Origin of the sequence: Alicyclobacillus suci (genome assembly GCF_017329615.1) — a bacterium.
Lineage (GTDB): Bacteria > Bacillota > Bacilli > Alicyclobacillales > Alicyclobacillaceae > Alicyclobacillus > Alicyclobacillus suci.
On the sequence record NZ_JAFMTW010000004.1, the window covers coordinates 45,562 to 59,043 of the forward strand.

The window sequence follows — 13,482 nt, forward strand, 5'->3', positions numbered from 1 at the left end:
TAGCTATTCATTTTTCGTGAGGGCATACACAATCAGGGTAATCACCGAACTAATGATGACCCACAACATTTGGTACCAATAGAAAAAAGGAATCCCCCAGAGTTCAGGCGTCTCTGATGAATAAATTGGAGGAATCAGCGTGCCAACGAGCGGCAACAACAAAAGCAGATACCACCAGCGGCTTCTCCTCTTCTCACCGACCTGATTCACGACGACACCCCCCTCCTGCAAGCAAGTGGACAACAGCAGATAGGAAGCGCTTTCATCTATCCGCTTCCGGTTTCGATTATAGTGCAAACGCAAATTTCGTCAAACGAGTGGCTCAACCCATGATGGACGTCAAATCTGGAAGGTTCGGCGCCCAACTGTCCGACGACGGTCACGCACCAAACCCCATTTCACTCGACGCATCAGCATCGGGTACACCCGTTGGATGATCAGCAGCACCATCAGCGCGGTAAACACCTGACGGGCCACCGGGTGGCCGCAGCCCCCACGGTGCCCACCGCCGCTACAACCGCCTACCGCACGGCAGCCTCGACGAGCGCACGGAATAGGCCGAGAACCTTCTCGTCGTCGCGCCAGAGGTTTTCTGGGTGCCATTGAACCGCGAGCGTGAATGCATCGGCCCCCGTCGACTCTACGCCTTCCACAAGGCCGTCGGGATCCCATGCGACAGCGCGCAGCGACTTTGCGACGTCCTTGACCGCCTGATGGTGGAAGGAATTGACGCGGATAGACGTCTCTCCGCCGAAGCACGCGGCCAAACGGCTCGCGGCATCAATCTTGACGCGATGGCTCAAATGGTTGCGCGGAGCCTTCTGTGAATGCTGAATCTTGCCCTTCCACTGCCGAGGCAAATCCTGATATAATGTGCCACCCAGTGCGACGTTGATGACCTGCATGCCACGGCAAATGCCGAGAATCGGCTTACGCTGTGCGCGCATCATTTGAACGAGCGCAATTTCCAGCGCGTCGCGCTGCGCGATGACGTCGCCCAAGCCATATTGAGGGTCCTGGCCGTAAAGGGCGGGGTCAACATCCTCGCCCCCACTCAACACCAGGCCGTCCAGACGCTTTGCCAATTCGCCCAGCGCCACCTCATCCGTGAGATACGGAATGACCACGGGGATACCGTCCACTCGTTCAATGCCTAGCGCGTAGTCATCCGACAAAAAGACGCCTTGCAGCGGCAGACCTGGCAAATTACTTTGGCGTGTCTGGCGCATACCGGTAAGGCCGATCAACGGTTTTGTCATTTAAATGCCCCCTCGAACCCCACAAGGCCGTTTACTGCCAACTATGCAAATACGCCACCTGTTGGTCTGTCAGCTGGTCAATCGTCACACCCCAGCTCTGCAGACGCATCCTGGCGACTTCCAAATCGAGTTCCCGCGGGATCTTATGCAATCCGGGCGCATAACTGTGCTGGACGACTTCGCGCAACCCGAGTGCCTGTAGTGCAAACGTCATATCCATCACCTCTGCTGGATGGCCATCCCCCGCCGCCAAGTTGACGAGTCGTCCCTCCGCGATAAGATAGATGCGGCGACCATCGGCCAGCTTGTACTCGTCGATATTGGGGCGCACCCTGCGCACAGTGACGGCGAGCGATTCGAGGTCCGGCTTGCTGACCTCCACGTCGAAGTGGCCGGCGTTGCCGAGAATCGCTCCATCCTTCATCCGCTCCATGGCGGCTTTATGGATGACATACTGATTGCCTGTGACGGTGATAAAAAAGTCGCCATGCGCTGCAGCCTCGACAATCGGCATCACAGAAAACCCATCCATGGCGGCTTCGACGGCACGAATAGGATCCACCTCCGTCACAATCACCTTAGCCCCTAACCCCTTTGCGCGCATGGCCACACCTTTGCCGCACCAGCCATACCCGACGACGACGACCGTCTTGCCAGCGATGACCAGGTTGGTCGTACGCATCACGCCATCCCAGACCGACTGGCCTGTCCCATAGCGGTTGTCGAAGAGATGCTTACAATCAGCATCGTTGACCGCAATCATCGGATATTTCAGAATACCCTCGTCACTCATCGCGCGCAGGCGAATAATTCCCGTCGTCGTCTCCTCACAGCCGCCGACAATGCGCGCAGCCTGCTCCGGGCGTTCCCGGTGAAGGATGGTGGCGAGATCAGCCCCGTCGTCAATCAGCGCTATCGGGTCGTGATTCAGTACCTCGCGCAAATGCGCCTGATATTCTTCCTGCGTCGCCCCATACCAGCCGAACGTGGTGACCCCCCGCTTCACCAGACCCGCAACTACGTCGTCTTGTGTACTGAGCGGATTGCTCGCAGCAATCGCCACATCCGCACCGCCAGCCTGAACAACCAGTGCCAAATACGCAGTTTTCGCTTCAAGGTGCAGACACATGGAGATGCGCTTGCCGGCAAACGGCTGCGTTTGGCGAAACTGCTCCTCCAATTGGCGCAACAGTGGCATGTGCTCCCGCACCCAGTCAATTTTCAACTCGCCTTGCTCAGCGAGTGCAAAGTTCCGAATTTGCGATTTTTCCCGTGCCTGATTCATTTCATAAACTCCTTTTCCTTACACTGAGCCGCAGTTCGGCCAGTTATGCACCAGTCAGTACAGCGTTTTCTGGCATCTTCTGGACACATTGTATATGAAAAAAGGGCGGATTCACATCCGTCCTTGTTCCGCACGAAGATGCAATTTTAAAAATCTACAAGTCCGAGGCTGATAAGAAGTCCGTCATTAACCATCTTCATCATGGTGTCGTCCAAGTGCGTGATTTTATCCGTCAAACGTTGCTTGTCGAGCGTGCGCAGCTGTTCCAACAGGACGACCGAATCCCGCTCCAAGCCGTACTTTTGCGCGGGGATCTCGACGTGCGTGGGCAGCTTCGCCTTCTGAATCTGGGCCGTGATAGCCGCCACAATCACCGTGGGACTGAAGCGATTCCCGATGTCGTTCTGAATGATGAGCACCGGGCGAAACCCGCCTTGTTCAGAGCCGACTACGGGTGACAAGTCCGCGAAGAAAATGTCCCCTCGTTTGACGTTCAATCACTTACACCCCGCTTACTAAGCGTTCCACCGTGCCTCCCGCTTCTTGCTCCAACAGAAATGACTCGGAAGCAATCCGCAGATTTAATCCGGCCATTTCTTGATACCCTTGTTGCATCTGTTCACGAATCTCATGTTTACGGTGCGCTGTTACATACATACGCAATGCTTCTCGTACAATTTCACTGCGATTTGCGCTATCCGTTCGAGCAAAGCCATCCACTTGCTCTAGCAACTGCTCCGGAACGTAGACTACCATGCGTTTTTTTCCGGACACGCGCGGCACCTCCACTGCTCTGGTGACACAATTCACATGGGCTATTATAGCTTTCCACCCAGGGCAGGTCAAAGTTTGTAATGAAGAAGTTTTCCAATTGCGGTGCAGCGGTGCCACACCGTGTCAAAAGGTCTATTTAGCATACAACTTGGGTACCCGCGGATTCACCTGACAGGCCATCTCATATGAAATCGTTCCGGCGAGTGACGCCACATCCGACAATGATAACACGTTTCGCTGAATATTGCGCGCCTGCGCAAACGTCTCAACCAACCATGCAGCTCTATCCGCTGGCAACCGCGCATTCCACGCTTCTATCGTCCACGCCGCAGGCGGCTCAATTCCGAACAATGTCACAAAATCTCCGACGCGAGCGGTCGGAATGTGAGAGACGTCAATCATCAACTGATCCATGCAAACGCGTCCTACCACAGGCGCCAACACCCCGCGCACGAGCACCTTCCCAACATTGGAAAGGACTCTTGGATACCCATCAGCATACCCAGCCGCGACCGTCGCTACGCGCATTTCTTTATTCGCCGTAAAGGTCGCACCATAACCAATCGTCTCACGAGGTGTGACCGTTGCAATCCGCGTGATTGCACTATAAAAGTGCATCACGGGCTGTAACTCCGGCGCTGGCAACACAGACTCGTCCGGCGAGTAGCCGTACGCCACAATGCCGATACGCACCATGTCGAAATTCCATTTCGGATTACGCAAGACACCGCCACTGTTCGAAGCGTGTACACATGGAACTTGATAGCCTAGCTCACGCAACTGTCGCGTCATCCCAACAAAGCGTTCTACCTGCTCTACTGCGTGGGCATCCGACTCCCCATCAGAGCATGCCAAGTGCGTGGAAACGCCGGCCCACTCCATATCCGGTCGCTTGACAATCTGCGTTATCACGACCTTCGCATCCTCGATGGATTTAAACCCCAGTCGATTCATCCCCGTGTCAAACGGCGTATGCACGCGCAACGGACGACTCATTTTCGGAAGTTGCGCGATATCCCCCCACGTATCCGTATAGGAGACATCAATCTTATTCTCCGCTGCGACGACTAACTCCTGCGGACCGACGGCTCCCAAAATCAGCACCATCCCGTCATACCCACAAGCGCGCACCTGCAAACCTTCTTCAAGAGAAGCGACACCGACCGCTCTGACGCCTTCCTCCCGCAGCACTTGAATAATCGGCCCGACGCCATGCCCGTAGGCATTCGCCTTCACCGTGACTAATAACTCTGTCCCCGCTTGAATTCTCTCTTTGACCACGCGTAAATTATGCGCGAATGCGCGTAAATCAATGACAGAAAAAGTAGCGCGATACACCGTACCTCCACCCCGTTTCCTTTCAAGTGTAACAAGGTGTGTCTAGTCTGCCTAGCACAAGCTAAAGCCTCATTGTGAACAGTATTCGATATCCGTCGAAACGGCGCCGCTATATTCCCTCCTAATTACATGAAAAATTGGGCCCAGATGGGCCCAATTTTCCGTTCTCCCGAATACCCGTGGATACCCGAACCATTCACAAAAAGAAGTGTGTCACGTGCGGAATCACGCGAGCGCGCCACAAACGAAAATCTGCAAACTTACTTACCGACCTCGCTCAACGTCGAAATCGCAATTTCCTCCAATTGCTGCTGATTGAGATCATTACTCGTAATGGCATACTCCACGCCGTTGTTCAACCAAGTGAGACTCGTCACGTTGTTCGCATCCGTGAACACGGCTGGGACGCCGTAAAGATCAACCAATTGACCATCCGGATCTCCTTGCGATCCCGGCGTTGGCCGCCACTCTTGCAACAAGTAATGATGCTCGCCACCGTACTTCAGAACGGCACTGGTTTCGCTAGGTTCCGACAAGCTCGTCATCTTTGTCCCAAACAAGTTCGGCGGTTCCACGTAACCAAATGCCTGCTCCTCGTCACTCGTCATCGTCGTTTTCGTCTGACTGCTGACCAATGACTGTGGATCAAAATCCGCTTGTTTGAACTGAACGTCTGTCTTAAAGGAGTTAAATTTGAGCGTGACCGCCGGCTTCCCTTCTTTATCCAGAAGTTTCACAGATTTCGGCTGTAAGGTCTTTGCATCTAGCACGATTTGCTGTGTGCTGATGGTACTCGATGCGGGTGTGACTGGCATCGTGTAGATGTACTCCCCATTGCTCTTCGTCATCTTCGCGTCCTTATTTGTCGTAATCTGCTTGAGCAGTTGGTCGTACAAGTAGATCTGACCTTGGTTCTTGGCCCAGTCCCCGTTGAATCGGAAGACCTTTTGAAGCGACGGACTGACGATAAACATACCGTTGTCATTGTGGACAATCACTTGATGCACTTGTTTATCTTGATTTCCAAGCGTGATTTTATAGGTTGTGGGTGACTCGTAGGACACTTGCACAGAGTAGGTCTGCGTATTGTTGTCCATTTGCACCGTCATCGTCGCGTCGCTTTGATAGTTCTTGCTATCTAATTGCTGGGCTTGTGTCTGGATTTTCTGGTTGACCGATTTGCCGGTCGGGACGCCGCAGCCGACGACAACGCCACCCACCAGTCCGAGTGCCAACACGACTGCCGTAACCTTTCGCATAGCCACCTCGCCTTTCTCCGACACACACCATTCAAGTCACACCTCAAGGTCGCTCACTGCCTCAGCCCTGTCGAAAAACGTCAATATTGCGCGGGAAATGTAGTCGATGACATCCGAAGCGGTCGTGCTAATCGGCGTCAGCGCCGCTCCCGCAAGTTCCCCTGCGCAACCGTGCAGCCATGCGCCGAGCGATGCCGCATCAAACGAATCCAAGCCCTGTGCCAACAATCCGCCGATGATCCCCGCCAATACGTCACCGCTACCCCCAACAGCCAGTGAGGCGTCTCCTGTCGGATTGATGCGTACAGCGCCATCCGGTGTGGCAATAATCGTTCGATAGCCTTTGAGCAACACAACAGCCCCCGTCGCTCTGGCCAATTCGGACGCCGCCGCCAATCGATGCGCCTGGACGTCTGCAGTGGTCCACCCCAAGAGTTGCGCGCACTCCTTTGGATGAGGCGTGAGTACGAACTGCGGCCCGACGCACCGCAACCCATTCGCCTGTCGCACCCCGGTGAGACCATCCGCATCAATCACACACCGTACCGGTTTTTGCGCCTGCTGAACGGTCTGGATGAGACTGTGCACGTGCTGTGCACTCGCCGCCCCCAATCCAGGGCCATAGACAATTGCGGTACAGTCGTGCATTGCAGACGCCTGGTCGCTGACCATGCGCACCACATAATCGGGTCGCGGCGCATGGTCCAATGGCGCGCCCGTTGCGAGAATCACAAGTCCCGCACCAGCCCTCGCGGCGCCAGCGGCGGCGAGCATTGCCGCCCCCTGCATTTCCCCTACATAAATGCCGCAGCGCCCGTACGACCCCTTATGGCTCAACGCTTCCCGACTGCCCCATTTGCCTCGCAGTTGGGCCGGGTGGACATAAGACGCCAATCCCTCCTCCGGGAGCGGCGCTTTGATACCGATGTCGGCGACGTGTACGGTACCCGCATAAATCGCACCTGGTGTCACTGCAGTCCCCAGTTTCTCATAAGCCATTGCAATGGTTTCACTCGCCTTCACACAGGCGCCATCAACTTCCCCAGTCGACGCATTCACACCAGTCGGAATATCGACAGAGAGAATCGGCGCCTTGGCCTCATTCATCTCGTCAACCATCGCTCGATACGCGCCTGTCAGGGGTCTAGTCGTCCCAGTCCCGAGTAGCGCATCGACGATGAGATCACAACGTGCGTCACGTAAACTCCCGGGTTCATACACCGTCCACAAAACGCCCGCCGCTTGAGCCATGTCGAAGGCCAGTTTTGCGTCACCTTGCAGTGTCAAAACTGGATCTGTCGCGCTAACCACCCGCACATCGCCACCATAGTGGTGCAACCACCGGGCCGCCAACCACCCGTCTCCTCCGTTGTTGCCTTTACCACAAACAATCAGCACCGATTTCACACGACGTCTTTGAACAGCTTCTGCAACTGCCTTTCCCGCATGATCCATCAGGACGATGCCAGGAACCTTGAGTGTCTCGATGGTGTCGTGATCGAAACACCGCATTTGTTCACTCGTGACCAGATACACACGGTACCCTCCTCGAGGATGCTATATGGATATTCGGCGTGTCCCAACAATATGTACAAACATCCGGGCGGCGCCTGTCCGTTAGCGACGTTCCCAAATCGCGGTTGCAAAGGCGATAGACTTCTCATGACTGATGCTCACGTGAACCCTATCGGAAGCAGGCAGTTCTGCCAACGCGGACGGCGCCTGCGCCCGAACCTGAAGTCCCTGTCCGCTGACCAGGACAATGTCGACGTAGCGCATGGCCAAGTTGCCAAGTCCGCAACCAATCGCCTTCGCCAACGCCTCTTTCGCAGCAAATCGGCCAGCGACGTACTCGATTTGTCGCGCTGTGCCATACCCAACCGCCATCTGCCGCTCCTTAGGACCAAGCACTTTGTCAAAAAAAGCTTGGCCGCGGCGTTCGATGGCCGCCCGGATGCGCTCTATCTCGACAATGTCGGTACCTACGCCCAAAATCATCGCAATGCCTCCCCAACAGTTGACTCCCATTTTACAGGATCAGTCCGTATCTGGTAATGGACGGGACGTGAAATAGCCGAGGTTTTGTGGCACAATCGTAGAGAACTCAAGCGGAGAGGCGGAACTAGTGTGCAACATGCGCTCGACTTATTTTTAGTTTTAGTCACGGGTGTGCTATTTGTTCTTTTGGTTCGTATTCGACCCGGTGGGAAACCTTTATCAAAAAAGAAGGCCGCTGGATTGTTGATTGTTGGGTTCATCATCGGCGTAATTTTTGTCACCACCAACTCGCTGTACGTCACACCGACGGGCCTGTAAGGGATATCTGGACAAGGTATAACTGGAATAAGAGAGGTCAAAAAGGGACGGACGAGCTTGTGAACGAGAATTGGAGGAAACGACGAACGTGATCGTATTAAAGAGTAGGCACGAAATCACCTTGATGAAGGAAGCCGGGAAAGTCGTCGCCGGCTGCCACGAGGCACTGCGCGACTTCGTTCGCCCTGGCATCCGCACGTTGGACATTGATGAGTTTGTCGAGTCCTTTATCACCAAGTACAACATGGAGCCAGCACAAAAAGGCTACAGGGGTTACCCGTATGCATCCTGCACATCGATTAACGATGTCGTATGCCACGGCTTTCCAAGCGACTACGTCCTACAAGATGGCGATATCATCACTGTCGACATGGTCGCACTGCACAAGGGGTTACATGCGGACTCAGCGTGGAGCTACGCAGTCGGCAACATCAGCCCGGAGGCACAACGCTTACTAGACGTCACAAAAACCGCCCTGTACAAGGGAATCGAAGTAGCCGTAGAGGGGAATCAGATTTCCGACATTGGCCACGCGATTCAAACGTACGTGGAGGCACAGGGCTTCTCTGTGGTGCGTGATTACATCGGCCACGGCATTGGCCGCCAAATGCACGAAAGTCCAGAAGTGTTGCATTTTGGCCCGCCGCATCGCGGAGCGCGCATCCGCAAAAATATGGCGTTCACGATTGAGCCTATGGTGAATGTGGGCAGCTACGAATGCAAGCTGGACGACGATGGTTGGACCGCACGGACACAGGATGGCAGCCTCAGTGCCCAGTACGAACACACATTGGTTATCACAGAAAACGGACCAGAAATTATCACGGAACAAGCGTGAGAAAATAACGCCACACCCATTTAGCGTATTTCACTATCACGGTGTGATACGCTAAACGGGTGTGGCGTTTGTATTTATGTAGGCAATTGCGCGCGTGTGCACCTTGCACCCGTAGACTAACCGGCGCAAGCTTAGCCAATAAGCATTCTTCCCAACTCACCGAGAATATACGAAGCACCGCCGACTATCACGCCGACCAACGTCATTTCGAGGCCACTGGCCCACCAACTGCGAACCGTCATGCGCGCCTTCAGTGCACCGACGATAAAGTGGGCGACAATGCTGATGATGGCGGCCAAAATCAGCGCTGGTGTACCGCTCATGAAGAAGAATGGCAATAACGGAATCACGGCGCCCACCAGTGTGGAAAGTCCACCGAAGATGGCAGACTGCCAAGGGTTCCCACGATTGGTTTCGTGAATACCCAATTCCTCCTGTGCCATGGCGTTGAGAAACTGCTCTTTATCCGACGCAATCTGTGTCGCAATTCGCCGGGCATCGTCTGATGCGAACCCCTTCAACTCATAAATTAGGGCCAATTCCTCCATCTCGTGCTCGGGATCTTCCTCAATTTCCTGGCGCTCCGCGTGCAATTCGGCCTCCATCAACTCATTTTCGGATTTCGTAGCGAGCCAGGCGCCCGCCCCCATCGACAGCGTACTGGCCAATGCGCCGAACATCCCACTGACGAGAATCGTCTGATCTTGATTGGTGTACCCGGCGACCCCCGCGATGATGCCAAATAATGCGCCAAGCCCGTCATTCACACCGTAGATAGCATCCCCTAACCAGCCGCCAGATTGATTTTTGTGCCAGCGCTCGGCATTCCAAAGTCGCCGCAACATGCGCTTGGGACTCCCCGTCTCCGAGGACTCTGCCAAATGCGCAGCAATATCCGCATGCGCGTGCTCATCCGCGTCAATCTGATCATAAATCGCGGTGTATTCTGGGTCGTCAATCACGTTGCGCTGCGACTGATACCACGTATCGTTCCCTAGTTCAATCCGCTCAATTTCATCTAGTAATTGCGTAAGGCTTGTGGCCTTCGGCACCTCCAACACTTCCGGTGATGCGGCCGTCTCGGCCCCGAGTTCGTCCAACTTCTTCTTCCACAATTGCGCATGGCGATACTCGACGTCAGCGAGCTTCAACAAGATGCCCTGACGACGGCTGTCTTTTTCCCGCGCAGCTGCCGCTTCATATAACTTCGCGGCCTGGAGTTCGCGCCTTATGTTCTCGCGCAGCGTCTTCTCCAGATACTGAGTCACCGCAGCACCTCCAACACTTCCTCGAATACACAAGCAGCCAGTCCGATGAACTGGCTGCTTCACGTATCGGTTGAATTCAACTGTCATCATGCATGCCGGACGACAATTCGTCAAGCGAAGAAGTGCTGACATCACAGATCTTTCGAAGCTGGGTAACTAGACCTTTGGTGTTTCGCAAGTAGGCTGTCATCAATATCAAAGTGGGCGTCAGAAAAAATTTTCGCTAAGTACTCTAGTGGCGTCCTGGCCACTTCTCCGTACGACTTACGCGTGTACAAATCTCTCGCATTCGGCAATTCTTGCTTAATCTGTTTACGCAGCCTGTTCCCAGCTGAGTCGGCATCGACCAAAATATACACATCATCTTGCTGAAGCGGAACAATTTCATTCTCTACCCGTTCGTAACTGAGCGTACCTTTCGTGCATACCACCTCGACATCTTCACGAATGACGCGAAGTATTCGTGCCTTGTCTGTTTTGCCCTCAACGATAATCACCTTTCGCGAAGTCGATGATGTATGCATATCGTCCAACTTCCTTCCCTGAGATGAGAACCGCCAACCTGCACACTACCATGGTATGTTACATCTTAACGTTTTTCCTCCACTGTCATTCTACAAGTTCTTCTAGACCACAATCCAATTTGCGCAAATTCCTCGCGTTTTGGCAGGTGCTGCGGCAGTTGCCCAAGCAGATGTGTTTTCTGACCATATACTAAACGGTACGAAAAGGAGGAGAACGTATGACAGGTTCATCCCAGGTCGACGCAACACCCTGCTTTCTTCCGCTCTTTCTTCTGTTCGGTGGGCTCGCCGGAAGTCGTGCTGCGGCCGGACCACGTGCATACGGTCGTTATCCGTTACAACAAGGATATTCCCGCGTGCCGGGTTATCCCCCTCGCGGCGGCTTTGGTTATGGCACACCAGGCGGACCAAGTTATTATTCCCCTTGGGTCATTCACCCAGGTGGCGCAGGTGCCCCAATCGGCAGACGGCCTGGTTGGTTTTAATCTGACGATGATAACCTTCCCCCACCAGTTTACGCATACCAAAGCGATTCTCTGCGCCCAGTGCCGAACCCCGGAACTGGGCGCAGTGTTATGTACGCACGCGCTATACGTCCACCCATGGTTTCAGAGAAACAAGCGTGGCCCCAATCGGTGACCACGCTTGATCGAAAGTATGTGGACGACGCTCATTAGCAGGTCGTTGTCGGTGCCGTTGTGTATGCTGGCACGAGGAGGAAGAACAGCACAAAGATGATCAGGAACACAACCGCCCACCGGGTATAGCCTCCGAAAACACCGTACATGAAAATCCCTCCTTCAGAAATTTGTGCTTCACTGCACACTCCCATACAATTCGGGTAGCATGACCAGGTTTCGGGATATTCGTCTACCCGCAACAAATTGGGCGGTTCATAGCCGCAACAAGTCAGTCGCAGCCGGGGGGATGTAGATGTTCAAAGAAATCAGCGACACAGAGGTATTGGAGGTTGTCCAAAAGGAAAAAAAAGTAATTCTATTCTTTTATACACCGCTGTGCGGAACCTGTAAACTCGCCCGGAGAATGCTTGAGATTGTCGCAGCGACGCTGCCCGGTCTTGTCATTTACACATGCGACGCAAATTTTGCCAGACCTTTGCTCGAAGCATTTGAAGTGCAAAGTGTACCGGCACTCGCGTACCTGCGCGACGGCGAACTCTCTTATCTACAGTTTGCGTTTCCCGGTGTCGATGATCTTTACGCGCGCATCAAACAGTTTTTCAGCGAATCGGAACCGCTGGACTAATTCGCGGCTGGATGCCCTACGCCCGCTTATCGACAACTCAGCCCAAATGCTGAGCGTAAAAATTACAAACTGGGGATAATATGGTCAGACTTTACGGCCTTGTCCTGAAAATTTTACGATGTTCACAAAAACAGTGTCGAAGGCAGTAGGAATTGTGCCACTTTATGTCGAAACATTGACCGCTCATAAGTGGAAGTGGATGAACCAGCAAAAATCAAGATCTCACTTGTAGGGGGTAAAGGAAATGAAAAAGAAATTGTTGTCAACCGCAGCAGCAGCGATTGCCCTAACCGTCCTCGTCGCAGGTTGTGGAACCAATTCAACTGGAGGTTCGACCTCTGGAGGAAACGCAACCGGGTCTGGTGGCGCAGCAAGCGGTAACAAAAGTGATTTGAAAGTCGGTCTCGTCACCGACACCGGCGGTCTCAACGACAATAGCTTCAACCACCTGGCAGACGTCGGCCTGCAGAACGCTCAGAAGCAGTTAGGTGTGACTGGCAGCGTCGTCGAGTCAACTTCTGAATCCGACTACATCCCTAACTTGACCCGTTTTGCACAAAACGGTTACGACTTGGTCATCGCCGTCGGCTATCTGATGCACGACGCCGTTGAACAGGTCGCGAAGCAATACCCCAAGACCCATTTCTTGATTATTGACGACACCATCACGGACAGACCGAACGTTTCCAGTGCAGTATTCAAGGCCGAACAAGCAGGCTATCTCGCCGGCGCCATGGCAGGTCTGCTGGAGACGGGCAAGTCGCTTCCAAACCTCAATAGTCAAAACGTCGTGGGCGTGATTGGCGGACAGAACATTCCGCCCGTCAATGACTACATTGCCGGTTTCCAACAAGGGTTCAAGAAAGAAGACCCAAATGGCAAGGTATTACTGCAATATACGAATAGCTTTACGGACCAGGCGCTTGGCAGCCAGTACGCCCAAAACGAAATGGCACAAGGGGCAGATATCGTCTTCCCGGATGCCGGCGGTTGTGGGCTCGGTGCCATCAACGCCGTCAAGAGTGCGAATAAATACGCGATTGGCGTCGATACAGATCAGTCTTATCTGGCACCCAAGAACGTCTTGACCAGCGCGACAAAGGGTGTGGATACCGCCGTCTTTGATACCATCAAGGACCTGCAGACAAACAACTTCCACTCCGGTGTCACCAATTTCGATTTGAAAGGCAACGGCGTCGGCATCGGTAAGGTCATGAGCGGCGTGCCCCAATCGGTCATTGACCAAGTGAATTCCTTGAAACAAGACATCATCAGCGGCAAGATTCAAGTTTCGACAACGATTCAAAAGTAAGGTCTGCCGTTTTGTCGTGGGTGGACCGCGGTCACCAATGTAG

Annotated in this window: 16 protein-coding genes; 5 read left to right on the forward strand and 11 right to left on the reverse strand. The window is 53.9% G+C overall.

From position 1 onward, the window contains the following. Positions 1–3: 3 nt before the first annotated feature. From J3482_RS03400 to acpS, 9 genes are all read right to left on the reverse strand, one after another. Positions 4–210, reverse strand: coding sequence for a DUF3311 domain-containing protein (locus J3482_RS03400; RefSeq protein ID WP_146821537.1), 207 nt, complete (start codon positions 208–210; stop codon positions 4–6). A gap of 311 nt (positions 211–521) precedes the next feature. Then, positions 522–1,259 carry a gamma-glutamyl-gamma-aminobutyrate hydrolase family protein gene (locus J3482_RS03405; protein ID WP_146821538.1) on the reverse strand — a complete coding sequence of 246 codons (738 nt, stop codon included), beginning with the start codon at positions 1,257–1,259 and terminating at the stop codon, positions 522–524. 31 nt (positions 1,260–1,290) lie between these two features. Then, positions 1,291–2,544 (reverse strand): adenosylhomocysteinase, encoded by a 1,254-nt coding sequence (locus J3482_RS03410; RefSeq protein ID WP_146821539.1) that lies wholly within the window; start codon positions 2,542–2,544, stop codon positions 1,291–1,293. A 146-nt stretch (positions 2,545–2,690) separates the two neighbouring features. After that, on the reverse strand, positions 2,691–3,041 hold the full coding sequence (locus tag J3482_RS03415) for a type II toxin-antitoxin system PemK/MazF family toxin (RefSeq protein WP_021297381.1): 351 nt from the start codon (positions 3,039–3,041) through the stop codon (positions 2,691–2,693). 4 nt (positions 3,042–3,045) lie between these two features. Further along, complete coding sequence (locus J3482_RS03420) at positions 3,046–3,318, reverse strand: CopG family ribbon-helix-helix protein (RefSeq protein WP_021297380.1); 273 nt, start codon at positions 3,316–3,318, stop codon at positions 3,046–3,048. 132 nt (positions 3,319–3,450) lie between these two features. Next, positions 3,451–4,656 (reverse strand): alanine racemase, encoded by a 1,206-nt coding sequence (gene alr, locus J3482_RS03425; protein ID WP_206922065.1) that lies wholly within the window; start codon positions 4,654–4,656, stop codon positions 3,451–3,453. A 260-nt stretch (positions 4,657–4,916) separates the two neighbouring features. Next, entirely contained in the window at positions 4,917–5,915 is a 999-nt protein-coding gene (locus J3482_RS03430) for a LolA family protein (RefSeq protein ID WP_223203993.1), read from the reverse strand. 36 nt (positions 5,916–5,951) lie between these two features. After that, on the reverse strand, positions 5,952–7,451 hold the full coding sequence (locus tag J3482_RS03435; RefSeq protein ID WP_146821542.1) for an NAD(P)H-hydrate dehydratase: 1,500 nt from the start codon (positions 7,449–7,451) through the stop codon (positions 5,952–5,954). A gap of 81 nt (positions 7,452–7,532) precedes the next feature. Beyond that, the gene (gene acpS, locus J3482_RS03440) at positions 7,533–7,913 is read right to left on the reverse strand and encodes a holo-ACP synthase (protein ID WP_146821543.1); all 381 of its coding nucleotides are present in this window, start codon (positions 7,911–7,913) and stop codon (positions 7,533–7,535) included. A 129-nt stretch (positions 7,914–8,042) separates the two neighbouring features. Here acpS and J3482_RS03445 point away from each other — a divergent pair, with 129 nt between their 5' ends. Beyond that, positions 8,043–8,231, forward strand: coding sequence for a hypothetical protein (locus J3482_RS03445; protein ID WP_146821544.1), 189 nt, complete (start codon positions 8,043–8,045; stop codon positions 8,229–8,231). An 88-nt stretch (positions 8,232–8,319) separates the two neighbouring features. Then, complete coding sequence (gene map / locus J3482_RS03450) at positions 8,320–9,069, forward strand: type I methionyl aminopeptidase (protein ID WP_146821545.1); 750 nt, start codon at positions 8,320–8,322, stop codon at positions 9,067–9,069. Positions 9,070–9,200: 131 nt separating this feature from the next. On the opposite strand, the gene J3482_RS21495 is transcribed toward map, so the two are convergent. Both J3482_RS21495 and J3482_RS03460 read right to left on the reverse strand, forming a co-directional pair. After that, a complete protein-coding gene (locus tag J3482_RS21495; protein WP_223203984.1) occupies positions 9,201–10,337 on the reverse strand; it encodes a VIT1/CCC1 transporter family protein in 1,137 nt (378 codons plus the stop codon). Positions 10,338–10,468: 131 nt separating this feature from the next. Next, positions 10,469–10,861, reverse strand: coding sequence for a toprim domain-containing protein (locus J3482_RS03460; protein WP_146821546.1), 393 nt, complete (start codon positions 10,859–10,861; stop codon positions 10,469–10,471). Positions 10,862–11,079: 218 nt separating this feature from the next. Here J3482_RS03460 and J3482_RS03465 point away from each other — a divergent pair, with 218 nt between their 5' ends. From J3482_RS03465 to J3482_RS03475, 3 genes are all read left to right on the forward strand, one after another. Next, the gene (locus J3482_RS03465; RefSeq protein WP_206922066.1) at positions 11,080–11,346 is read left to right on the forward strand and encodes a hypothetical protein; all 267 of its coding nucleotides are present in this window, start codon (positions 11,080–11,082) and stop codon (positions 11,344–11,346) included. 448 nt (positions 11,347–11,794) lie between these two features. Next, positions 11,795–12,127 (forward strand): thioredoxin family protein, encoded by a 333-nt coding sequence (locus J3482_RS03470; protein WP_146821548.1) that lies wholly within the window; start codon positions 11,795–11,797, stop codon positions 12,125–12,127. 244 nt (positions 12,128–12,371) lie between these two features. After that, positions 12,372–13,439, forward strand: coding sequence for a BMP family lipoprotein (locus J3482_RS03475; protein ID WP_146821549.1), 1,068 nt, complete (start codon positions 12,372–12,374; stop codon positions 13,437–13,439). The last annotated feature ends 43 nt before the right edge of the window (positions 13,440–13,482 follow it).